We start from the raw sequence: 21,808 nt of genomic DNA on the forward strand, positions 1-21,808 counted from the left end.
GCGGGGTGGGTCACCGGTCGGTGAGGGCGAGGTCGGGCAGCAGGTCGGTGAGCAGGGCGCGCACGCGGGTGTCGAGCTCGTCGCGGATCGCGGCGACGCCGGCCGGGGACGCCAGCGCAGGGTCGCCGACGAGCCAGTCCTCGTACCGTTTCCCGGGAAGGACCGGGCAGACGTCGCCGCAGCCCATCGTGATCACCACGTCGGCGGCGCGGACCGCGTCGTCGGTCAACGGCTTGGGGAACGCCTCGCCGTCCGCGGTGCCGAGGGCCGCGAGCTCGGGTCGTACCGCGGGGTGCACGTCCGCGGCCGGGGTCGAGCCCGCGGAGCGGACCACGACGCGGTCCCCGGCGTAGCGGCGGACCAGGGCCGCGGCGAGCTGGGAGCGCCCGGCGTTCGCGACGCAGACGAACAGCACCTGCGGTCGAGCGTCAGCCTCGCGGGACATGTCCGCGAGGCGTTGGCGGGCGAACCGGTCCGTGAGGGTCAGCAGGTGCGCCGAGACCGTGGCCGAGCGGGCCAGGGCCGTGTAGGACTCGCGCACGGTCCGTAGCACCACCTCGGGGCCGACGTTCGGGTGGCGGGTGGCGAGGTCGGCGGCCAGGCGGTCGAGCGCGGCGTCGACGTCCTCCAGACCCGTGAGCTCGTGCGGGGCGACCAGCGCCTCGAGGGCGGCCGGGGCGAACGACTCGAGCAGGGTGGAGACCGCGCCCTTGTAGCCAGGGGTGATGCGGTACCAGACCCAGGTGCCGCGTCGTTCGGAGGTCAGCACCCCGACGTCGCGCAGCACCTTCAGGTGGTGCGACACCGTGGGCTGTGACACGTCGGTGAGAGCCGCGAGGTCGCACACGCACGCCTCCCCGGCGGGAGATGTGGCGATGAAGGACAGCATCCGCAGTCGGAGCGGTTCGGCGAGGGCCTTGAGCGTGGTCGCGACGGCGCCGGCGACCTCGGTGCCGATCGCGTGGGACTCGATCCGCGGGGCGCAGTCCGGGTCGCGGGCGGTCAGGGGGGTGGTGGTCATGACCTCACCTCTTCCAGCTCACGTGCAGGAGTCGGGGTGGCGTAGGGGTCGACGGCGAACCAGCGGCGTGCGAGCCACAGGGAGACGTAGACGAGGCCGACGAGGACGGGGACCTCGATGAGCGGGCCGACGACACCGGCCAGGGCCTGGCCCGAGGTCGCGCCGAACGTGCCGATCGCGACGGCGATCGCGAGCTCGAAGTTGTTGCCCGCCGCGGTGAACGCGAGCGTCGTGGAACGGGCGTAGCCGAGCGTCAGCGCCTTGCCGACGAAGATGCCGATGCCCCACATGGCGGCGAAGTACACCAGCAGCGGCAGCGCGATGCGGGCCACGTCGAGCGGGTTCGAGGTGACGGCCTCGCCCTGCAGGGCGAAGAGCAGCACGATCGTGAACAGCAGCCCGTACAGCGCCCACGGCCCGACCTTCGGCAGGAACCGGTCCTCGTACCAGGTGCGGCCCTTGGCGCGTTCGCCGACCAGGCGTGAGACGAACCCGGCGGCCAGCGGGACGCCGAGGAAGACCAGGACGTTGAGGGTGATCTGCCCGACCGAGACGTCCAGGCCTTGGGTGTCCAGGCCGAGCCAACCGGGCAGCACGGTGAGGTAGAAGTAGCCGAGCAGGGAGAACGCGACGACCTGGAACACGGAGTTGATCGCGACCAGCACCGCGGCCGCCTCGCGGTCACCGCACGCGAGGTCGTTCCAGATGACGACCATGGCGATGCAGCGGGCGAGGCCGACGATGATCAGCCCGGTGCGGTACTCGGGCAGGTCCGGCAGGAAGACCCAGGCGAGGGCGAACATCAGCGCGGGCCCGACGAGCCAGTTCAGCAGCAGCGAGGACACCAGGAGCCGCTTGTCGCCGGTGACGGCGCCGACGCGGTCGTAGCGGACCTTGGCCAGCACCGGGTACATCATGACGAGCAGGCCGAGCGCGATCGGGACCGAGATCCCGCCGACCTCCATCGCCGTGAGCACCTCGGACAGCGCGGGGACGAACCGGCCCAGGACCAGGCCGGCGACCATCGCGAGCCCGATCCACAGCGGCAGCCACCGGTCGAGCGTGGACAGGCGCCCGCGCGTGGTGGTCGTGGGGTCGCTCACGCGAGGATCTCCTCGATCTCGGCGACCAGCGCCGGCTTCGGGCGCGCCCCGACGACGGACTTCACGAGCTTGCCGCCGGAGTAGAAGTTCAGCGTCGGGATCGACACGACCCCGGCCGCGGCCACGGTCTCCGGGTTGGCGTCGGCGTCGAGCTTGGCGATCGTCAGCCTGCCGTCGTACTCCTGCGCGAGCTCGGCCAGGATCGGGGCGACCTGGCGGCACGGGCCGCACCACGTGGCCCAGACGTCCACCAGGACGGGGGCCTCAGAGCCGAGGACCACCTGGTCGAAGGTGTCGTCGGTGACGGTCACGGTGCTCATCGGATCTCCTCCAGCGCCAGCGGCAGCTCGTCGGGGTTCGGGGACTCAGGCGTGCCGGCGAGGTCGGACAGGCCCGCGGCGTCGGCGAGCTCGGTGAGGTAGCGCTGGGCGTCGAGCGCGGCGGAGCACCCTGAGCCGGCGGCGGTGATCGCCTGCCGGTAGGTGTGGTCGACCAGGTCGCCGCACGCGAAGACGCCGGGCAGGTTGGTCGCGGTGGTGCGACCGACGACCTGGACGTAGCCCTCGTCGTCGAGGTCGATCTGACCGGCGAGGAGCTCGCTGCGGGGCTCGTGCCCGATCGCGACGAAGAGGCCCGTCGCCGGCAGGTCGCTCTCGGCACCGGTCACGGTGTCGCGGAGGCGGACGCCCTCGACCTTGCTCTCGCCCGCGATGCCGATGACCTCGGAGCTCCAGGCGAACTCGATCTTGGGGTCGGCCAGGGCGCGGTCGGCCATGATCTTCGACGCACGCAGCTCGTCGCGGCGGTGCACGATCGTGACCTTCTCCGCGAACCGGGTGAGGAACGTGGCCTCCTCCATCGCGGAGTCACCGCCACCGACGACGGCGATGTGCTGGTCGCGGAAGAAGAAGCCGTCGCACGTGGCGCACCAGGAGACCCCGCGCCCGGACAGGCGCTTTTCGCCGTCGATGCCCAGCTCGCGGTACGCGGAGCCCGTCGCGAGGATCACCGCGCGGGCGCGGTACGTATCACCGTTCCCCGTCACGACCGTCTTCACGGGGCCGTCGAGCTCGAGCGACGTCGCGTCGTCCCACTCGACCCGGGCGCCGAAGCGCTCCGCCTGCTTGCGCAGCGACTCCATGAGGTCCGGACCCATCACCCCGTCGGGGAAGCCCGGGAAGTTCTCGACGTCCGTCGTGTTCATCAGCGCCCCACCGGCGGTGACCGATCCGGCCAGCACCACGGGCGCGAGGCCCGCGCGGGCCGCGTAGATCGCCGCGGTGTAGCCCGCAGGACCCGATCCCACGATCACGACATTCTGTATCGACATACGTCTATGTTGACACGTATCGATGTAGGTCGCAAGGAAGGTGAGCCGGTGCAGGGACTCCTGGCAGGTGACCACCCAAGATCACCTTGTGGGGATCGGCGGTTCGTTGCGCGTACGCAGCGCGGGTGCCTAAGATTGGGGCAGCTCACCGCAGTAGCGGCGAGAAGTGAACCCGAGACCCTTCCGGACGGTTGTGGCGCTCGGGTTTCGCGCTTTCTACAGCCGGACGACGCCGGCGAGCAGGGGCTCGGCGGCCGCGGTCGCGTGGTCGTACGCCAGCGAGTCCCGGCACCCGCGACGACCCGTCTCCCGGTACCGCAGCCGCCGGTCGCGCTCGTCTTCGCCCTGCTCGCTCTCGAGCCCCCGCACCCTCTTGCGGGCGAGCGCGAGCTCGCGGGGGTTTCCGCCGCGGCAACGAGCAGGTAGTCCCGCTTCTTGCTCTAATCGACGAACACGTGACCACCTTTGTCGGGAGCGGTCCGAGACGCTGGTAGGCACGAACGCAAGAGTATGGACGGCGAACGACACCACCGTGCGCGCGGCCCGAGCGTCAGCCTTCTCGGCGACGCACAGCACCCGGGATCGGCACATGACCGGGTCCCGCGAGCGACGAAAAGGCTCAGCGACTGAACTTCCTGCGGATCTCCGCCTCGTTGACGTTCTCGACCTCGTGCTTGCGAAGGACGCGCGCGAAGGCTCGCGCCTTGGCCTCCGGCGTCGACTCACCCAGTGAACTTTCGCTCTAACGGGCGTCGAGGGCGGAAGGACCCTTCGCTGGCCTCGGCCGCATCGGACAGGACGGGCAACGGCAACTCGCACCACTCGAGCACGCGCGCGCCTACCGGTCGACTCGTGCGGGCGGGAGTCCGAATTGCCGGGTGGGCGAAGCACTGTCTCCGGCGACACCGCGCAGCGCAGGCCGCTCTTCGTCACGTCAGCCCGCCGCCCGCGATGGCCCGCGCGCGGGGGACCGCAGTCGAGCCATGATCGCCCTTGTCCGCGCGGACGGATCGATCGGACTTCGGTAGTCCTCCGATGCCTTGCCGATTGCGTCGAGCAGCTGGAGCACGGCGGTGTCGCCATGACCCTCCCTTGCGGCGACAGCAACGAGGTCAAGCTTCGCCTGGTCATCGTCGGGCGCCGCCTTGTGCGCGGCCTCCGCCGCGAGGCGCGCCGTGGGGAGGTCGCCGTAGGTCAGCGCGTGCGCGATCACGACCGAAGCGACCTCCAAGACAGCGATCGTCATGATGTGGTCGAGTCGTTCGCCCTCGAAAACCCACGTGAAGTGTCCGGGAGCCTGCGCGAACGGGACGCCCTCGACCAGCTCGAGCGCTGCCACGAGGTCGGCGATTCCCTCGCTCCCGCCGCGTGCCTCGCCGCGGACACGGAGCGCCCGGAAGAGGTTGACGTCGCAGAGGCAGTTCTCGAGCTGGTAGACGAGCCCGGCCTTGCCGTGGTCAGGGGAGTGGTGCGCGTTCGGGAGGAACTGGCGCCCGGTCACCGGGTCCTTGCCGAGCCAGGTTCGCAGTTCCGTTGTCCGCTGGGCGACGCTGTTCCCTGCGACGCCTGCGTCCTTCAGTTCTGCGGCCGTGGCGCCCCTCGGGTGGAGTGCGAGGTAGGCGAACGTCTCGAGCCGCGTGCTGTCGCGGTAGGGCGCCGCGGTGCGGTCTCCGCACCCTTTGGCCTCGACGGGGCCGAGGAGGCGGATCCAGGGGCGTCTCGGCGGGTTCTTCCCGAAGTCGGCGAGGTCGCGGTCGAGGTCGTCGAGGTCCCGCTCGACGTCGGCCCGGACTCCTTCGCGCACGAGCGGTGCGAGCACGGCGACGTCGTCGGTGGTGACCGGGGCGGAGGCGGCGTAGTCCGCGGCGGCTCCGGGGAGGAGGGACGTGTCGTCGGCGGGTGCCGCGACGTCGAGGGGGCGGTCGGCGACGAGCTCGGGACGGAGCGCGCCGGCGAGGTTCGCGTGCGCCTCCCAACCCTCGAGGGCGTCTTCGTCGACGGGGATCGGGACACTCGTCGCGGCGTCCGTCGCGGCGACGACCTGGGCGCAGGCGGCGGCCTCCTCCCGGGACAGGCCCGGCGCTTCAACCTCGATCCCGAGGTCGGCAATGAGGAGCCGCCCGGACTCGGTGATTTCGCCGTGCGCGGAGTGCGGGAGCTCACCGCCGAGGGCGATGAGGACGACGGCGGGCCGTGCGGGGTGGCAGTTGATCGACGTGGCAAGGGCTTGCGCTGGAGCGCCCGACTCGGTGGTCAGGACGAGGTAGTAGTTGTCGGGCGAGGTGGTAAGTACGCCGTCGGTCGTGACCGCCTGGGTCGCTTCATCTATCCCGGCGGGGTCCTCTGGCGGGAAGTACCGCAGTCGCAGGTGGTCGATGTCGGCGAGTTCCTCGGCGACGCCGAGGGCGTAGACGCAGACTCGCGCCGACCACGGGTTGAGCGCGACGGACGAGGCGAGGAAGCGCGCGAATGCGGTGACGCGCTCGTGGTCGCCGCCCAGGCTCAGCGTGCCGAGGTGCTCCAAGTTCACGAGGTGGATCCGCCCGTCGACATCGGCACCGACCGGCACCAGCAGCGGGAACGGTGCGTCGACATCGGTAGGAGCAGCCGGTGTGAGCGACGCCGTCCAGGTCGTGCCGGTGCCAGACCAGGGCGCGGGGAGTCCGGCGTCTTCCGCGAGTGTCAGCGTGACGTCGCTGCCCGCGATGACGACCGTGGCCACCTTGGGATGGAGCTCCGGGTCAGGAGGGGTCGCGGTCAGTGCGTTGAGCATGCCGGTCAGGCATGCGACGGCCTCGGAGGGCGTGCGCCCGACGGCGGCCGCGGTCTTCGCTGTCGGTTGCAGCTCCGGCGGCAGCGGCGGGAGCATCTTCCCCGTCTCGCGTCGTCGGGCGGCGGTTCGCCGCCGGGCACGGATCGTGAGCAGCAGGGCGCCAGCGAGGATCCCGCCAGCGCCGGTGAGGCCAGGTACGAGCCACGACGGCGAGGTGTCGCCGTCCTCCAAAAGGCTTTCGGTCTCCGACACGCCGTCCGGCTCCGAGCCGGCCTCGCCGTGAGCGTCCGACACCGGTGCATCCGTTCCCTCAGCACCAGCGTCGACGTGACGAGGCGTCGCGGCCGGTGGGCGGCGTTCCGGTGCTGGTGTGCCGTTCAACGACTTCGGCGGCACCCGTCCGTGGCTCGGCGCCGGGGCGGGGCCTGGAGAAGAGGCCACGGCTGGGGCAGTGGTCTTCTCCGTCGCCGGATCAGTGCTCGTCTCGCCAGGGATCGTCACAGTCCAGCCGGGACGGATGAGGTCGGGGTCGGTCAGGTGGCCGCCGTCGGGCTGCACTGTCGCGGTCGATGCTTCGTAGATCTCGCCGTAGCGGCCCGCGTCGCCGAGCGTCTCCGCTGCGATACCCGAAAGTGTGTCTCCGGGCTCGACGACGTACGTCCCGTCCGCGAGCGAGGGCTCGGTGACCTGTGGGATCCGCAGCACCAGACCCGGTTCGATGTAGGAGGGGTTGTCCCCGATGGCGTCGCGGTTCAGGTCGCGGATCTGCGTCCACGCGGTGCCGTGCCCCAAGTAGCGCTCGGCGATCTTCCACAACGACTCGTTGCGCTTGACGGTGTGCTCGAACGTGGCGGGCGGTGGGGGAGTCGGCTCCGCGACGACGGCAGGAGCGGGCGCCAGAGTCGCCTCCGCGACCACCGGCGCCGTGCTGGTCTCCGACGCCTCGACAGGTGCCGGGCCGGTACGAACAGATGTGAGCGCATGAGCAGGTGCGGCGATGATCGGCGTCGCCACCGGCACGACGACGAAGAGCGTTGCCGCAACGTCGATGAGGTGCCGTGCCACCCCCTGGGAGAGCCCGAGGCCGCGCACGCGCGGCGCGCTCATCCCGCGCACCCGGTAGACCGCTTCGAGCACGAGCCCCCAGGCAAGGTATGCCCACGCGATCCACGCGATCGCCTGCACCAGGACGATCAGGAGCGAGCCGTCGTCGGGCATCTGCGCACGCACCCACAGCTCGGACCAGGTGAACGTCCACAGACGCCGGTACGCCCACACGAGAAGGATCGGGAGCCCGGCGACGAACGCGAGAATCCCTAGGGTCGCTGCTAGCCCTGCGAGTCGGCGACGGATGGTCATCGTTCGTTCCCTCCGAAGGTGCGGATCACACGGGCGCTCGCGGTGCCGGTCACGTCGAGCCGGTCGATGCCGATGGCAGCGAGGAACATCGTGTCGTAGGTGTCGCTGACGGCCACCGTCACCGTGGACCCGTTGCGTACGGTCACGGTTCCGTCCACACCGGCAGCCTCGAGGTATCCGTTCGCCGCCGACCTTGCGGCGCCAACATCGACCGACGCGCCGCGACCCTGTATCGCCAGGGGTGCGTCGAGTCGTTCGCTGCCGGCACGGGCGGCCTGCGCGGCGACGGCGCGAGCATGTTGCTGGACGGTAAGTTGACCGCCCAGGTCGACGACGAGGCCGACCAGCACGATCATCGTGAAGGATGCGAGCACGGCCCACGCGCTGATGGACCCGCGCTCGTGGTCGTCGGCGCGGCCGTGAAGTGGACGGTGATTCATCCGCGCTCCCGGAACGCGTCGACGGGCGAGGACATCGATGCTCTGACCGTTCGGGTTCCGGGCAGGCCGGGTACCGCGAGGTCGCCGAGGTCGACGACGCAGGTGACCTCGACGGTCACGGAGCCGTACTCGCCGAGCGGAGCGCTGAGCGCCGAGGTGTCGACGACGACACCGGTGTCCGCACAGCGGAGCTCGCGGTTGGCGAGCGTCTGAGAGGCCGCGTCGAGCGCGGCGCGCTGGGCGACGTCGGGCGACCGGGCGAGCGACGCCGCGCGGGCGGCGTCGTACGCCGCCGCCTGGAGCCCCTGGTGAGCCAGGGCGGTCCGGCCGGCGAAGATGATGAGCCCGAGGAACAGCAGGAACGCGGGCACAACGATCGCGGCCTCCACGGACGCGGAACCGCGCTCATCCGAGGACCGGAGCAGCCCGGCGAGCCGTCTCATGTCGTCTCCGCGGTCAATCGCTCGGTCCTCGCCACGGCCTCCACCTCGAAGCCCGGCGACCACCCGGGCACCACGCTCAGGCTGGCCCCGCGGACGGTGATGACGACCCGCTCGGCGGTGCGCTCACCGCCGACGTCGAGGTCGACGATGACGCGATCTCCGCCGGCATCGGCGACGAACGTGGCTGCGGCCGAGATCCCGTCGGACGCGCGCCCGTTTTCCACGGCCGCGGCGCGAGCGCCCTCGGTAGCGGCCGCCTGGGCGACGTTGCGGGCGTGGTAGAACAACGCGGCCTGGACGCCGAGGAACATGGCGATCAGCAGCGCTGGCAGGAGGATCGCCATCTCGATCGACGTCGAGCCGCGGTCGTCGCGCCAGCGCCGATCGTGACGTCGGTCGCTGCCTCGGGCGTGCCGAGGACTACTGGATGCGTGCCGCTTGGTTCGTGACATACGAGGTCACCGCGGCGACGACGATCCCGGCGATCACGATGACCCCCAGAGCCCACAGGACGTGGTCCATGGTCACCGAGCCGCGCTCGCGGTCGTCGTCGGGCCTGGTCAGCCAGGCCCTGAGAAGGGCGACGGCGGTGATGAGGTGGGACATGGTGCGGTTCCTTCCACGGTGTTCCTTCGTGCGATGTGCGGTGCTCCGGCCAGGGAGCATCGGGACGGGGTCAGGAGCTGATGGACATGGACAGAAGGGCCGGCGCGAGGAGCAGCGCCATGAAGATGACGCCGAGCAGCGAACCCGGGATCGACAGACGTTCACCGGTCGCGTTGGCCTGAGCGAGCTCGTCACCGAGGATCGCGGTGCGCATCGCCTCGGCCCGTGCGCGGAGGTGCTGGTAGACGCTCGTGGACTGCTCTCCGGACATCCGCATGATGTCGGCGAAGTCGTCGAGCTCCGGCAGCGCGAGGTCGGTGGCAAGGACGTGCAGCGAGTCCCACGGGGGCACGCCGGACCACCGCGACCGCGCGAGGTCCTCGGCGAGGCGCGTGAACACCCACGAGTCGCCGACCTCGGCCGCGGACTCCATGGCCTGACGGGGGCCGGATCCGTTGAGTCGCTCGAGCGCGACGAGGTCGATGTAGGCGCCGAGAGATCGCCGGAACTCGCCGCGTGCCTTCTTGGCGTCGTCGATGGCGTTGTAGTTCGGGATGAAGAACATGACGACGGCGAGGCCGATCGACGCGACCGCGGGGATCTGGAACGGCACGTCGAGCCCGAGGAAACGGAAGAACGCGACGATGAGCGGCGGTGCGAGGAGGCCGACCAGGGCGAACGTGACCTTCTCGCCGTAGAAGCGTTGAAGAGAGATGCGCAGTAGCGCGAGCTCGCGAGCCGGGGTGCGCACCCAGGCGCGGGCGGGAAGTGTCTTCATCGCCCAGTTCCCGATGCGTTCCGTTGCTCCTCGGGGCGCGGTCGTCGCCGCAGACGACGTCGACGGGCGACGCTCGATGCGAGCAACGGCGTCCCCAAGGTCCACGGGCTGTGACGGGAGAACTGCGGCGACGAGCAGCGCAAGACCGAGGCCGACGAGCCCGCCGCAGAGCATGAGCAGAACCATCGTGGTGTTCACTGGGCGCCCCCTTGAATCAGGCGAGCAGCGGGCTTTCCTGCGGCCATGCGCTTCATCCACAGCAGCACGGCGACGTAGGCCGTGACGAGCGCGACGAGGACGACCTGCCCGATCGGCGTCGAGTACGGCTCGACGTACTGGCCGGAGAAGGTGAAGACGATGAGGACGCCGGCCGAGATGATCGTGACCCATCGGGCCGTCGCTCTCGGTTTGGCTCGGTCGGCCTCGATCTGCCGTCGCGCCCGTACGTCCGCTGCGACGGACTCGGCGAGAGCCTGGAGCACCGACGCCAGGCCCGCGCCCCGGCGTCGTGCACCAAGGATGAGGTTCGCGGCGACGAGGTCGCCGGTGGCGTCATCGAGCTCGTCGGCGAACGCACGCAACGCCTCCTCGGTGTTCCAGCGGGCGCGCAGGCGCGCCACGAGACGGCGCACCTCGGGCGCTATGGCGGTGGGCACGGAGCGCAAGGTGGCCCCCAACGCCTGCTCGAGCCCGACGCCGACCGTCAGCACCCCGGCAAGGGACCGCGTCCACTCCTCCATCGCCTCGAGCCGGGTGATCTGCGTGCTTGCCCCGCCGTCGGAGAGCAACAGCGGTAGTCCGACCGCGGCGACGGGGATCGCGACGACGGCGACGAGCCACCCCGTCAGGAGCCAGGTGCAGACACCGGCGAGCACACCGACGGCGAGAACGATCCACGTGCGGCGCGGGACGCGGCTCCATCGGCTCGGCCGACGGACCGTCTGGTCGTCGCCCTCCGGGTCGGGCCGCATCGCGAAAACGAACCATGCGATCGACAGGCCGACCAGCGTGCCGGAGACGATCAGGCCGACGCCCCTCACGACACACTCCGTTGCTGGGTCGCGACGTACTCGGTGAGGTCGAAGCCGAAGTCCTCGAGGTCTCGCATCTCGTCGGGCAGGGTGTGCGGGTATGCGGTCCCAGCGCGCTCGAGGCTGCGGAAGACGTGTGTCATCGAGTAGCCCAGGTCTCGTTCGCCGCGGGAGACTGCGACGATCTCGGTGACGTGCCGCTGGCGGCGCTGGGTGCCGTCGGGTCGGACGACGTCGCGCACGTCGATGTAGACGACGAGGTCGACGGTCGCGGCGAGCTTGCGGCCGACGACGCGGTCGTCCACACCGTGCCCCTCCTCCAGCGCGCAGGAGACGAGCTTCTCGAGCGTCGCTGCAGCGCTGGTCGCGTGGGTCGTGCACATGGAGCCCGTGCCCGACTCCATCGCCTTGATCATCGGCCAGATCTCCTTGCCTCGGACCTCGCCGACGATCTGCCGCGAGGCGTTGAAGCGGAAGGAGTCGTAGAGCCCGTCGTGGAGCGTGTACTCCCCGGCAGCGCGGCCGTCCGAACCCTTCTCGCCGGATCCGGGGCGGGCTTCGATCGCATGGACGATGTGGTGCTTGTCGGGGAGCAGATGAAGCTGGAGCTCGTACTCGGTCTCGATCGTCACGATCGCCTCGTCCGGGTCGATCTCCGAGCACAGCGCCCGCACCAGAGTGGTCTTGCCGGCGCCCTGGGCCCCCGCGACGACGATCGACTTCCGCGCCCGGACCGCCGCCGCGAGGAACGACATCGCGACGTCGGTCATCAGCTCCTTCTCCACGAGCTCGTCCAGGGTGACGCTGATGAGCCGGTGACGCCGGATCACGATGGACGGCCGCGGGGTCACCCAGGCGAGTGCCGCCAGACGTGCACCCCCGTCGAGACGTAGGTGCAGCGACGGTTGCGCTTCGGAGAACGGGCGCGCGTTGACCTCGGACCGGGTGGCGAGGAACTGGAGGAAGGTGAGCAGCTCCTCGTCGGAGTCGGCGACGGCTGGCCCCTGGAGCAGCGTGCCGTCAACGAGTTCGAGCACCACATGATCGAAGCCCGTGATGATGATGTTCTCCACGCGGTCGTCGTCGACGAGCGGCTGCAACCGGCCCAGCCGAAACAGGGAGTCGAAGACGGCGTTTGCGGTCACGCGCTGCCGGGCGAGCGACCACGTCGGTCGACCGGTGTTGGCGTCCTCCGCCATAGCCGCTTCGATGAGATCAAGGGCGATCGACCGGCCGAGCTGCTCCTCGCTCGCCTTGTCGAGACCTTCGCCGGCGGTGGCTTGGGAGAGCAACTCGGAGGCGTGGGCGCGCAGCGCCGTGATGAGGCTCCAGTCCACGGAGTCTGTCGTCTCCGGTGGCCCGGCAACAGCGGCCGATGTCGCTCCTGTCGTCGCATGGATCGGCACCGTGGGCTGGGCAAGGAAGGGCAGCGCGGCAGGGTCGATACGTGGCGGTGCCTCGTCGTCAGACCCGCTCGAGGTCTGCGCCACGCGTAGGTCGGTCATGGCGCTACCTCCCGCAGCAGGTCCTCGCGGCGTGTGTTGACGGTGTGGCCGATCGCGTCGACCGCGGCACGAAGAGAGCGGATGAACCGGCTCTGTGCGAACTTGCGCGGCGCGTGCGCGCCCCGATGGTAGACGGCGGCGGCTTCGGCGTCGTCGGTGATCGACGCGACCACCGGGACGCCGAGGAGGTTGGCCGCCTCGCGTGCCGTGTAGGGCCGGCCCTCGCCGATGAGGAGCAGCCCGGGCTGTTGCCACGAGGGCGCGTTGCGGTGCAGCGCCTCGGTCCAGGACCGGGTGGCGAAGAGCGCGGGCAGGTGGGTGCGCGTGACCACCAGTGTGAGGTCGGCGAGCGAGAGGAGCGCCTCGGGGGAGCCCGGGAAGCCGAGGGCACCGGCATCGACGATGACGTCCTGGCCCGTCTTCTCGAGGTCGTCGAGTGCCTCGGAGAGTCTGCCCCAGAGGTCCTTGAGACCAAGGGCCTGCGCGTGCGAGCGTGTGCCTGCGAGGAAGCTCGCCTCTCCGCCGAGCGGGCGGACCATGTCGCGCAGCGCGTCCGAGATCTCCAGCGGTGAGAGCGCAAGCTCCACAAGGCCGACGTCGTACTCTCGTGCGCCCTGGAAGAACCCGGACAGGATCGTCGAGGTGCCGCGCGGGTCCGCCTCGACGAGCAGCACGGGACGAGGCCAGCACATCGCCAGGCCTATCGCCGTCGTGGTGACTCCCGGCGCACCAGCGGCCGAGCAGAGGGTGATGACCGCCATCAGTCCTCACCTCCGCGAGGCTCGAGCAGGACGGCGACGTTCCCCGCCGCCGCGTTCGCGGCGACCATCGGACCGTCGGCCTCGGTGACGAGCAGGTCGAGGATCGTGCCGCCGAACTCTGGGTCGACGGCGACGGATGCCACCTCGGCGTGCGCGGAGGGAGGAACGCCCTCGCCGGTCGCGCCGCCCTCGGGCGGAGTGACGACGACGAGCACCTCGTCGCCGACGAGGAGCGGCGACCCGGGGGCGTGCGCCGAGTCGAGGCGCACGCCGACGAGAAGCCTGCCGGGCTGGGTCGGCTCGAAGCCGGTGACGGCGTCGTGCGTGACGATGCTTCCCCCCGCGACGTCGAGGGCGAGACGCTCGCCGAGAAGATCGCTGAGCTCGGCAGCCGTGACGGGGTCGAGAGCCGCGTCGTCGTACGTACGGGCCGGGGTGAACGACTCCTCGGTGATGACGTCGCCGCGGTGCATGGTCTCCTTCGCCACGAGCACCGCCGTCATCGACGACGTCGACGTCCAGGCGAGCACCCCGCCGATCATGCCGGCGGCGCCCAGCGCGACCGCCGTGGCGATCTGCCACGCCCGCCTGCGCGGCTTCGGAGGCGGCGTTGTCGGGGGCCCGACCGACGACGACGCCCTGGTGGTGCCGTCCTGGATAGAGGTGGCCATGACTCTTGCCCTTTCCTGCGTGGCGGTCGCGACTACTGCGTCACGAGCACCTGCGCCTCTCCGACGGCGATCTGCACGGACCGCTCGAGGTCGCCCATGCGGATGGTCCCGGTCTGTCCGGCGCCCTCCCAGGTCACGACCCAGTCCGAGGTGGCGGTGACGGTGTAGACACCGCCTGCTTGACCCGCGCTCGTGCGGGTGTAGACGTGGCCGCAGTCCGGCGACGAAGCGCCGCCGTGGCTCACGTGGTACGGCGTTCCGGCGCCTTGGCAGACGACGGTGGAGCCGTCGCCCATGGCCCAGCTGATCTTGTGGATCTTCGCCGTCGCGGTGACGGTGACCCCGCCCGCCGACGCAGTCGCCGTGATGGGGCCGACGGTGGAAGGGCTGGGGTCGGCGGCCCACATCCACACGGGCATACCGACGATCCCCATCGATCCCGCACCCGGGTCGGGGACGATGCCGATCGTGATCGCGGTGAGGTTCATCTCGTCGATGGCCATCTCGGCGACCGCCCTCGGAGAGGGTCCCTGCCCCGACCGCTCGGGTGCGCTCTCGAGCCACAAGTACACCGAGTAGTCGGTGATCGGTTGCCAGCACTCGTAGATGAGGCCTCCGCCAGCCGGGTCGCGGCCGCCCCACGCGGGGTCGGTGCCGTCGGGCTGCGGGTCGAGGGCACGGACGTAGCAGCCGTACGAGTTCGACCACCACATGCCGTCCTGCTCGCAGGGGACCGCCTGCGGTTCGACGTCCGAGACGTTCTGCCTCGACGGGTCGAACCAGCACGGCGAACCCTCACCGGTCTCTGCCGGACCGTCGTCGGTCACCGGGTCGACGTCGGGCCCCGCCGGCGGTGCCTCGACCGCGATGATGCAGAGGCCGGTCACGAGGTCGATCTGCTGGCACTGCGGTGCCCCCTCGGCGGCACTCCCGGGTCGAGGTCAGAGATACGCGCGAACGCGTCGAGTCCCTCCTGAACCATTGGGACCGACGCGCGCGCGAGGCGCGAGAGGCGGGTCAGGGTCTCGTGTACGACAGGCCGCAAGGCGACGACAAGGCCCTCTTCAAACGGTTTGGCCAGACGGGCGAAGGATGGCTCGTCGCGGACTCAATGAGGTCGGTGGAGCCGAACGTCGCCGTCGAGGTACGAGAGCCGTTCGAGGAGGGGTCAAGTGCAGCGGATCAAGCATGACCTGCGACTGTCGGAGACCGTCTCGCCGTTCGGCGTCGGCGCCGTCGTGGACATCCGTGGTGAGTCACTGATCGCCCCCGACACGTCCTGGTGGGACAAGAGGTTCGCCCCCGAGATCCACTGCCCGCGACTGGTCGAGCGGATCGGGCCGAGCGTTCTTCGAGAGGCACCGACCCACGCCGATCGCGCAGGCAAGGACACGGCAAGCCTCCTGTACTGGCGGTTCCCGACGTGGCGCTTCTGCGAGCGGTGCTCGCGGCTGTCCCGGGTGACGGGAAAGGACCGGGGCAAGTGGACTAATAAGTGCGAGTGTGGCGGCTTCCTCGTCCCGATGCGCTACGTCGCCGTGTGCGAGAAGGGCAGCCATCTCCAGGACATCCCTTGGTTCCAGTGGGCTCACCGTGGGCGCGATGCCGGTGTCACCGAGGCCGTCCGTCTCTGCCGTGCATACAAGGAGCTCCGCTTCGTGCGCTCGGCAAAGCACGGCGAAGGACTCAACTCGTTGCGTGTCGAGTGCACGGGCTGCAAGCGGTCGCGACCTCTGTCGGAACTCGTCCTGAAGGAGTCCCTGGGTCGCGACGGCATCCGCTGCCAAGGTGTTCAGCCCTGGCAAGAGCCACTCCCCGCCAACGCATGTGAACACCCTCTCGTTGCAGTGCAACGCGGGGCAACAGGCAACTACATCGCGGAACGAATCTCGGCCCTGGACATCCCAGAAGAGAAGCCGAGCTCGGTGGCGTCGGTTGATGCAGTGCGCGCGCACGATCTCTTTGCGCGCTTGGTGGCGGACAACGGGGGCCCGAAGGCTGAGATGATCGCCGAGATGATTGCCGAGGATCTCGGGGTCCAGGTCGCTGACGTCATTGCGATCGCGGACTCCGCAGACGATCAGCCAGATGATGTCGTGGCCGACCTCAAGGACGGGGAGTGGGCTGCGTTCCTGAAGAAGCTGGGCCGTGCGGGACGCGATCGGTCCGAGGGGGACTTCGTCGTGGACTCGTGGCGAGTCGACGCTCAGTCCGGTGTTCCCGCAGCGCTCATGGAGCGGATCACAGCGATAGGGCAGGTCCGCCGGGTTCGTGAGGTGAGTGCACTCAGGGGTTTCCGTCGGTACTCCGCCGAGGCAGAGCTGATCTGCGCCGACCTGTCTGCCGAGGGCAGGAGGCGGCCGACCCTTCCGGCGATCGAGATGTATGGCGAGGGCATCTTTATCCAGTTCGACGAGGGCTACCTGACCGAGTGGGAGGCGCAGCCAGCGGTGCAGAAACGGGCGGGCGTCCTTGCCGAACGCCGTCAGAGCACGACATGGGCACAGCGGTTGGACGTGCCCGAGCCGCGGTTCGTGGCACTCCACACGATCGCGCACCTCCTTATCAGGCGCCTCGCGTACGCCTCGGGATACTCGTCGGCATCACTTCAGGAGCGCATCTACGCGCACTCGGACCGCCCCGACCGGACCGCGGGGATCTTGGTCTACACCGCGGCCGGTGACGCTCAAGGAACGCTTGGTGGTCTCGTCCGCCTTGGTGACCCGGACAAGCTCATCCCTTTGATCCTCGCGGCCCTCGACGACGCCGACGTCTGCTCGAACGATCCCGTCTGTATCGAGAGTGACCGGCAAGGCTCATCGAGCCTGAACCTCTCCGCATGCCACGGGTGCTCGCTTGTCAGCGAGACCTCCTGTGAGACCGCGAACAGGCTCCTGGACCGCCAGCTCGTGCTTGGTGGATCCGAAGTGCCAGGGCTCTTGGACGGGCTACTTGCGGAGGTTCGCGCCATCCCGTTGAACGGCTAGTACGCGAACACGTGGGCGCTCAGCACGTCGATCTCGCGACGCGGCTCGCCGAAGAAGGCCCCCAACCGCCGCGAGACGAGTTGGAACGGGCGTTCCCGCGGCGTCCCGTCGGCCTTCCAGTTGTTCCTTGGCACGATGAGGAACAGGTGATGCGCGTCCGGCGCGATGTGCGCTTTCCAGAGGTCCTTCAGATCGTGGTTGTTCGTCGTCGTGCCGCCGCGCTCGACCTCCGCGATGACACCGCGACTCGGCGAGAGCCTGTAGAAGAAGTCCGGCCGGGCCTGCGTGACGAACCCAGTCTGGGGCGTGAGGACAACTTCTTCGCCGAAGCCGAGTTGGACGCGGAGCAGCGTCGCGATGTGGTCCTGGATCGCCTTGCTCGGCGCGCCGTGGACATGGATCGTTGCAATCGCATTGCGGGTGGAGGCGATGTGCTCCGCGAGCTGACGTGCCAATCCGTCGACGACCGCGAGTTCCGCGGTGTGCTCAGGCGGAATGACCGCCTTCACATGCCGCGAGTAGCCGTCCACATCCGCGAGCTTCGCAGCTCGCGCACGCTGAAGCTACCGGAGCGACGTGCCCCGGGCGTTGCACCGGTCGGAATCCTGCCCGACCGGCCCTGTCGGATGCGACGGCTAGCGTCAGCTCATCAGGTTTCGCGAGGAGGAGTCATGTCATCGGACGCCTATCTGTACCCCGTCGCCGTATCGCGGATCGGTGAGGGAGACACGCGCGAGCAACAGACTGCACGTGCGATCGCGTGGATCGGCGCGCAGAGCGGAGGTCCGATCACCGTCATCACGCCGCAGAAGCGATTTGGGAGCGAGACACTGACGCGCTTCCTTGCACGACCCGGTGTGACGCACCTGAGCTGGCGCGGGCTCTCCACAGGTCACCTCACCGGCAACCGTGTGGTGCATGCGTGGCCAGACCGTCAGCGTCTGAACGACCTCTGGGACGTCGATGTCGATGCGCTCGTGGTCATCGAGCACGGGGGAAGGGAGGCAGCCGAATGGATCGAGGACGCCAACCCCATCCACCTGCTCGCGGATGGTGTTGTGCCTCTCCTTCTGGACAGCGCGCACCTGCGACCGGTTGAGGACGGCCAACTTTCCGAGGATGTGGGCGGAATCCTTGAGTACGTCGCGCGGTGGGCCGCCGGGTACTCTTCCGGACTCAAGTGGAATGAGGAGGACAAGCTCAAGGCGGACATGATGAACCGCCCGGAACGCTGGGCGACTGTGTCGGTGGAGCAGGTACGCGCGAAGTGCCGTGAGCTGGGAATGCGTCCGAACGACGTTGACACCATCGCGCGCCTCCTGCAGCGACGGAAGGACGGAAAACGGTTCAACGTCGGGTCGTCGTACCGCGACTTCCGCTTCTCCTGACGAAGGCGCTGCGACGCTGCCGACAGCACCACGCAGACGGTTCCACGCGAGTTCCACGCGAGGCGCGCGGTGCACGCGTGTTCCACGGCCCGGCGCCCGGCGAGCGACCACGATTGACTGTGGTCGGCGGACGGTGTCAGCCTGGATGAATCGGTCCGCTGATCGCCGCGATTCCAACGTGCGTGGTGGTCAAGGCGTCGGTGACCGACGAACGACGTAACGGACTTCGGGAGCGCCGGGTCGTATGACCCGCCAAGAGAAGGTCGGGGGTTCGAATCCCCCTAGCTCCACCGGCTGAGGGCCGCTGACTTCCAGGTCAGCGGCCCTCGTGCTTTCCCGGGGAACCCTGGCGACGGGCGAGAACGTTGCGATGCCGCGGCAGTTCGGGATGCCGGCCCCCAGCCCGGGCGAGCCTCTTCAGCACGGACTCCTCGTTCGTCGGAGCGATCATGGTCGCCGTCGCGCGCTGCAGGTTCAACGAGCGGATCCTCCAGCCGTAGACCGCGACGGCGAGCGTCGTGGCGAGGTAGAGCGCCATCGCCTGCAGCACGTAGGCGGGGTAGTGGATGAGCCACAGGGGCTGGCTCGGATCGGTGAGGTGCTCAGGGTTGTCGGTCACGTACGGCACCGCGGAGCCGATCCAGTAGCCCGCGGCCTGACCCCCGGCGTACGTCGCGATCCCGGCGAGAAGCGCGATCGTCGCGCTACGCCTCCTGTGTCGCCACACGACCGTCGTGGCACGCAGCGCGGTCTGCGGCTCCCAGGACCCGCGGACCGGAGCGAACCACGCAGCCATGAGAGGCGCGAACGCGAACGCCGCCGTGAGCAGGATCAGGAGAAGGCCCGTGCCGATGATGAGCAGCTGCTCGCTACCGGCACGGCTGCGCATGAGCTGTGGCACGAGCAGCAGAGCGAGGAGGGGGAGGCACCCGATCAGGCAGGCGAGCCAGGTGCGTGCGAAGGTTCTGAGGTTCACAGCACCAGGGTTGCCGATCCCGGACCCCTGCCGCCATCAGGGATGTCCCCGATCTCTCACGCTCTGTCGTGTCGGCGTGTCGGCGTGTCGGCGTGTCGACCGCGCCGCGGCGCGGTCGGGATCACGGTGCCATGGCCACGAGCGCATCTGAACATCTCCCGTCGACGACCCGATGAGGGACGCGGCGCCTGCCGGCCTGCCGCGAGCGTCTGGTCGGACGAAAGAGCCCGGGGCCGCGACCACCGTGGTGGTCGCGACCCCGGGCTCCGGGAAGCTCAGGTGTCACGGGCAGGTGACGTTGACCCCCTCGTAGACCACCGTCTCGCCGGACGGGACGCCGACGCAGGCCTCGTTGAGGATCTGGACACCCTGCCAGAAGACCCAACCACCGATGATCGTGCCGATGAGCACCAGGACACCGATGATGATGCCGGCGATCGCCAGGCCGTTGCCGTAGCCGGCCTTCTTGGACTTGTTCAGCGCGACGATGCTCAGGATGATGCCGACGATCGACAGGCAGCCGAGGAACGACAGGACGAAGCCGACGATCCCGAGCGTCTTGCCCGGGTTCTGCGCGGGAGCGGAGTAGCCCGGCGTCGACTCGCCGTACTGCGGGGCCTGGGGTGCGCCGTACTGGGGCGCCTGGGGTGCCCCGTACTGCGGAGCTCCGCCCTGCGGCGTCGACGCCCCGTACTGCGGGGAGCCGCCCTGCTGCGGTCCGCCGAAGGACGGCGGTCCGGACGGGTTCGGCTCCTGCGGCTGCTGGGGCTGGTCGGGGGTGGACATGGAAGTCGCTCCTCGGTTCGTGGGCACGGCGCGGCCAGTATGCCCTGGTACGACACGCCGCCGCCAGGTCCTGGCCAGGTGTGTCACGGTCCGCTCTTCACCACTTCGTCACGTGCCGGGTCGATCGGCTCCCGGGCGTACGCGATGATGGGGACGTGAACCCACGGAAGGTCCGATTCGTCACGCTCGCCGCGTCTGCCACGTTCTCGGTGGCGGTCGTCCCGGCGCTGTCCGGGTGCGCCGCGGAGCCTGCAGGTGCCGAGGGTGCCTCGCCCGCGCCGACGCAGGTCGCCCGGGCTGCGGAGCCGGCGGACAGCGTGCTCGTGCTGGGCTCCGCAGACCCGGCGGAGCTCGCCCTCACGGCCAGCCAGACCTTCTTCGACGCCGCGCCAGTCGTCGTGCTCGCGGCCGCGGGCGACGTCGCTGCCCAGGCGACCGCGGCGGCCGTCGCCGCACCGCTCACGGCACCGGTCCTCCTCGTGGGCGGCGGGATCTCGGACGGCGGCGTGCGGACCGAGCTCGACCGCCTCGGCGCCGTCGCGGTCGTCGAGGTCGCCGAGGACCCGGTCCCGCCGGGCGGCGCGCAGGACGGCGGGGCGGAGGCGGGCGACGACGGCTCCGAGGCCCTGGAAGGTCTCGACGACGTGACGAGCGTGCGCCTCGACGTCGACGCCCTGACGCCCGAGGGGGAGATCGACCCGCGCGACCTCCAGGACCTGCAGGACGCTCTGCCTGCCCGGGGCGAGGCCGACGTGCTCACGGAGGTGCTGGTCCTCGCGCAGCCCGGCGAGGCGCAGGTCGCGGCCGTCGCCACGGCGCGCGCAGCGGGTGCGCTCCCCGTGGAGGTCGCCGGTGGTGACCCGCGCGCCGATGCCTCGGTCGTGGAGACGATCTCCCAGGCGAAGGCGCTCGCCGTCGTCGGGATCGGTGCGGAGTTCGGCACGTCGCAGGAGCTCGGCTGGCGCGTGCGGGCGGCGGAGTCCGGGATCCTGCTGCCGTCCGGGACGCAGCTCGTGCTCGCCGGGGACGCGCGGTACGTGGCGGTCGGGGCGGACGTGGTCACCTCGCGGCTCGAGGCGGTCGACGCCGAGGACGCCGCCGAGGCGCTCGCGGACGCACGCACTGCGGCGGACGCCTTCGCGGCGGAGAGCGGCGGCCCGGCGGTCCCCGTCGTCGAGGTCCGGGCGACCCGGTCGTCGTCGAGCGCCGGGACGGACGGCGACTACTCGACGGAGGTGCCCGCGGACGAGCTCCGGCCGTTCGTCGACGCGGCCGCCGCCGCCGGCGTGCACGTCGTCCTCTCCTTCGAGCCGGGGCGCGCGACCTTCGACGAGCAGGTCGCGGAGTACGCCGGCCTGCTCGCGCTCCCCGGGGTCGGGGTCGCTCTCGACGTGTCCGCGCGCAGGGGTGCGGTCCGGTCCGGCACCGTCGACGCGGCCGAGGTCGAGGCGGTCGCGGTCCTGCTGGGCGAGACGGTGCGCTCCGGCGCGCTCCCGCAGAAGCTGCTCGTGGTGCAGACGCCGGCCGCCGACGCGGTCCGCGGCCTCGCGGACCTCGACGCCGGGGCGGGCGAGCTCGCGGTCGTCGTGCAGTCGATCGCCTCGGGCGGCTACCAGCGACGGGTCGACGCGTGGGACGGCGTGGTGACGGGATCGCCGACGGACGCGGTCCCGGGGTGGACGACGGGCTCGTCCGACCCGACCCTCGACGTCGCGGGCGTGCTGGCGCTCGAGCCCGCCCCGCGGTACGTGGCCGCGGCTCCGTAGGCCGGGCAAGGGGTCTTGGCCCGGTGACCGGACGCGGGTTACGGTGTGCTCCTCACAAATGCCGAATCGATTCGATCGGCCGCC

At 70.3% G+C, this 21,808-nt stretch carries 21 protein-coding genes; 3 read left to right on the forward strand and 18 right to left on the reverse strand.

Annotation, left to right across the window (positions count from 1 at the left end; all coding sequences use genetic code 11):
• Positions 1–10: 10 nt before the first annotated feature.
• The 15 genes from ACZCLJ_RS18080 to ACZCLJ_RS18150 all read right to left on the reverse strand — a co-directional run bounded on the left by ACZCLJ_RS18080 (position 11) and on the right by ACZCLJ_RS18150 (position 14,708).
• Positions 11–1,021 (reverse strand): metalloregulator ArsR/SmtB family transcription factor, encoded by a 1,011-nt coding sequence (locus ACZCLJ_RS18080; RefSeq protein WP_463104764.1) that lies wholly within the window; start codon positions 1,019–1,021, stop codon positions 11–13.
• Positions 1,018–2,124 (reverse strand): ACR3 family arsenite efflux transporter, encoded by a 1,107-nt coding sequence (arsB, locus tag ACZCLJ_RS18085; RefSeq protein WP_463104765.1) that lies wholly within the window; start codon positions 2,122–2,124, stop codon positions 1,018–1,020. Before arsB ends, ACZCLJ_RS18080 begins: the two co-directional genes overlap by 4 nt.
• Positions 2,121–2,444 (reverse strand): thioredoxin, encoded by a 324-nt coding sequence (trxA, locus tag ACZCLJ_RS18090; protein ID WP_463104766.1) that lies wholly within the window; start codon positions 2,442–2,444, stop codon positions 2,121–2,123. The genes arsB and trxA overlap by 4 nt, the downstream gene beginning before the upstream one ends.
• A complete protein-coding gene (gene trxB / locus ACZCLJ_RS18095) occupies positions 2,441–3,454 on the reverse strand; it encodes a thioredoxin-disulfide reductase (RefSeq protein WP_463104767.1) in 1,014 nt (337 codons plus the stop codon). Before trxB ends, trxA begins: the two co-directional genes overlap by 4 nt.
• Positions 3,455–4,388: 934 nt before the next feature.
• Positions 4,389–7,586, reverse strand: coding sequence for a LysM peptidoglycan-binding domain-containing protein (locus ACZCLJ_RS18100; protein WP_463104768.1), 3,198 nt, complete (start codon positions 7,584–7,586; stop codon positions 4,389–4,391).
• Positions 7,583–8,026, reverse strand: a complete 444-nt coding sequence (locus ACZCLJ_RS18105; RefSeq protein ID WP_463104769.1) for a pilus assembly protein — start codon at positions 8,024–8,026, stop codon at positions 7,583–7,585. The genes ACZCLJ_RS18100 and ACZCLJ_RS18105 overlap by 4 nt, the downstream gene beginning before the upstream one ends.
• The gene (locus ACZCLJ_RS18110) at positions 8,023–8,469 is read right to left on the reverse strand and encodes a TadE/TadG family type IV pilus assembly protein (protein ID WP_463104770.1); all 447 of its coding nucleotides are present in this window, start codon (positions 8,467–8,469) and stop codon (positions 8,023–8,025) included. The genes ACZCLJ_RS18105 and ACZCLJ_RS18110 overlap by 4 nt, the downstream gene beginning before the upstream one ends.
• Positions 8,466–8,921 carry a TadE family protein gene (locus tag ACZCLJ_RS18115; RefSeq protein WP_463104771.1) on the reverse strand — a complete coding sequence of 152 codons (456 nt, stop codon included), beginning with the start codon at positions 8,919–8,921 and terminating at the stop codon, positions 8,466–8,468. The genes ACZCLJ_RS18110 and ACZCLJ_RS18115 overlap by 4 nt, the downstream gene beginning before the upstream one ends.
• Positions 8,890–9,075 carry a hypothetical protein gene (locus ACZCLJ_RS18120; protein ID WP_463104772.1) on the reverse strand — a complete coding sequence of 62 codons (186 nt, stop codon included), beginning with the start codon at positions 9,073–9,075 and terminating at the stop codon, positions 8,890–8,892. The genes ACZCLJ_RS18115 and ACZCLJ_RS18120 overlap by 32 nt, the downstream gene beginning before the upstream one ends.
• Positions 9,076–9,145: 70 nt before the next feature.
• Positions 9,146–10,051: a type II secretion system F family protein gene (locus ACZCLJ_RS18125; RefSeq protein WP_463104773.1), complete on the reverse strand. Its 906-nt coding sequence runs from the start codon at positions 10,049–10,051 to the stop codon at positions 9,146–9,148.
• Complete coding sequence (locus tag ACZCLJ_RS18130; RefSeq protein ID WP_463104774.1) at positions 10,048–10,893, reverse strand: type II secretion system F family protein; 846 nt, start codon at positions 10,891–10,893, stop codon at positions 10,048–10,050. The genes ACZCLJ_RS18125 and ACZCLJ_RS18130 overlap by 4 nt, the downstream gene beginning before the upstream one ends.
• Positions 10,890–12,389 (reverse strand): CpaF family protein, encoded by a 1,500-nt coding sequence (locus ACZCLJ_RS18135; protein ID WP_463104775.1) that lies wholly within the window; start codon positions 12,387–12,389, stop codon positions 10,890–10,892. Before ACZCLJ_RS18135 ends, ACZCLJ_RS18130 begins: the two co-directional genes overlap by 4 nt.
• On the reverse strand, positions 12,386–13,150 hold the full coding sequence (locus ACZCLJ_RS18140) for a hypothetical protein (RefSeq protein WP_463104776.1): 765 nt from the start codon (positions 13,148–13,150) through the stop codon (positions 12,386–12,388). The genes ACZCLJ_RS18135 and ACZCLJ_RS18140 overlap by 4 nt, the downstream gene beginning before the upstream one ends.
• Entirely contained in the window at positions 13,150–13,821 is a 672-nt protein-coding gene (locus ACZCLJ_RS18145) for an SAF domain-containing protein (protein ID WP_463104777.1), read from the reverse strand. Before ACZCLJ_RS18145 ends, ACZCLJ_RS18140 begins: the two co-directional genes overlap by 1 nt.
• Positions 13,822–13,853: 32 nt before the next feature.
• Positions 13,854–14,708 (reverse strand): hypothetical protein, encoded by an 855-nt coding sequence (locus ACZCLJ_RS18150; protein ID WP_463104778.1) that lies wholly within the window; start codon positions 14,706–14,708, stop codon positions 13,854–13,856.
• Between the two features lie 285 nt (positions 14,709–14,993).
• Here ACZCLJ_RS18150 and drmB point away from each other — a divergent pair, with 285 nt between their 5' ends.
• Entirely contained in the window at positions 14,994–16,808 is a 1,815-nt protein-coding gene (gene drmB / locus ACZCLJ_RS18155) for a DrmB family protein (RefSeq protein WP_463104779.1), read from the forward strand.
• Here drmB and ACZCLJ_RS18160 read toward each other — a convergent pair.
• A complete protein-coding gene (locus tag ACZCLJ_RS18160; RefSeq protein ID WP_463104780.1) occupies positions 16,805–17,338 on the reverse strand; it encodes a hypothetical protein in 534 nt (177 codons plus the stop codon). The genes drmB and ACZCLJ_RS18160 overlap by 4 nt on opposite strands.
• Positions 17,339–17,479: 141 nt before the next feature.
• Here ACZCLJ_RS18160 and ACZCLJ_RS18165 point away from each other — a divergent pair, with 141 nt between their 5' ends.
• Entirely contained in the window at positions 17,480–18,196 is a 717-nt protein-coding gene (locus ACZCLJ_RS18165) for a hypothetical protein (protein ID WP_463104781.1), read from the forward strand.
• A gap of 316 nt (positions 18,197–18,512) precedes the next feature.
• Here the strand turns inward: ACZCLJ_RS18165 and ACZCLJ_RS18170 are convergent, their stop codons facing one another.
• Together ACZCLJ_RS18170 and ACZCLJ_RS18175 are read right to left on the reverse strand one after the other, a co-directional pair.
• Positions 18,513–19,172: a hypothetical protein gene (locus ACZCLJ_RS18170; protein WP_463104782.1), complete on the reverse strand. Its 660-nt coding sequence runs from the start codon at positions 19,170–19,172 to the stop codon at positions 18,513–18,515.
• A gap of 282 nt (positions 19,173–19,454) precedes the next feature.
• A complete protein-coding gene (locus tag ACZCLJ_RS18175; protein ID WP_251150527.1) occupies positions 19,455–19,958 on the reverse strand; it encodes a DUF4190 domain-containing protein in 504 nt (167 codons plus the stop codon).
• A gap of 155 nt (positions 19,959–20,113) precedes the next feature.
• On the opposite strand from ACZCLJ_RS18175, the gene ACZCLJ_RS18180 reads away from it, so the two are divergent.
• Positions 20,114–21,724 carry a hypothetical protein gene (locus ACZCLJ_RS18180; RefSeq protein WP_463104783.1) on the forward strand — a complete coding sequence of 537 codons (1,611 nt, stop codon included), beginning with the start codon at positions 20,114–20,116 and terminating at the stop codon, positions 21,722–21,724.
• Positions 21,725–21,808: the final 84 nt, after the last annotated feature.

The organism is Cellulosimicrobium sp. So1_17 (assembly GCF_055181235.1).

Bases quoted from the DNA above. Each gene is read 5' to 3' on its own strand.
- ACZCLJ_RS18080 (WP_463104764.1), bottom strand. From the start codon at position 1,021: ATGACCACCACCCCCCTGACCGCCCGCGACCCGGACTGCGCCCCGCGG.
- trxA (WP_463104766.1), bottom strand. From the start codon at position 2,444: ATGAGCACCGTGACCGTCACCGACGACACCTTCGACCAGGTGGTCCTC.
- trxB (WP_463104767.1), bottom strand. From the start codon at position 3,454: ATGTCGATACAGAATGTCGTGATCGTGGGATCGGGTCCTGCGGGCTAC.
- ACZCLJ_RS18100 (WP_463104768.1), bottom strand. From the start codon at position 7,586: ATGACCATCCGTCGCCGACTCGCAGGGCTAGCAGCGACCCTAGGGATT.
- ACZCLJ_RS18105 (WP_463104769.1), bottom strand. From the start codon at position 8,026: ATGAATCACCGTCCACTTCACGGCCGCGCCGACGACCACGAGCGCGGG.
- ACZCLJ_RS18110 (WP_463104770.1), bottom strand. From the start codon at position 8,469: ATGAGACGGCTCGCCGGGCTGCTCCGGTCCTCGGATGAGCGCGGTTCC.
- ACZCLJ_RS18115 (WP_463104771.1), bottom strand. From the start codon at position 8,921: ATGTCACGAACCAAGCGGCACGCATCCAGTAGTCCTCGGCACGCCCGA.
- ACZCLJ_RS18120 (WP_463104772.1), bottom strand. From the start codon at position 9,075: ATGTCCCACCTCATCACCGCCGTCGCCCTTCTCAGGGCCTGGCTGACC.
- ACZCLJ_RS18135 (WP_463104775.1), bottom strand. From the start codon at position 12,389: ATGACCGACCTACGCGTGGCGCAGACCTCGAGCGGGTCTGACGACGAG.
- ACZCLJ_RS18140 (WP_463104776.1), bottom strand. From the start codon at position 13,150: ATGGCGGTCATCACCCTCTGCTCGGCCGCTGGTGCGCCGGGAGTCACC.
- ACZCLJ_RS18145 (WP_463104777.1), bottom strand. From the start codon at position 13,821: ATGGCCACCTCTATCCAGGACGGCACCACCAGGGCGTCGTCGTCGGTC.
- ACZCLJ_RS18165 (WP_463104781.1), top strand. From the start codon at position 17,480: ATGTCATCGGACGCCTATCTGTACCCCGTCGCCGTATCGCGGATCGGT.
- ACZCLJ_RS18175 (WP_251150527.1), bottom strand. From the start codon at position 19,958: ATGTCCACCCCCGACCAGCCCCAGCAGCCGCAGGAGCCGAACCCGTCC.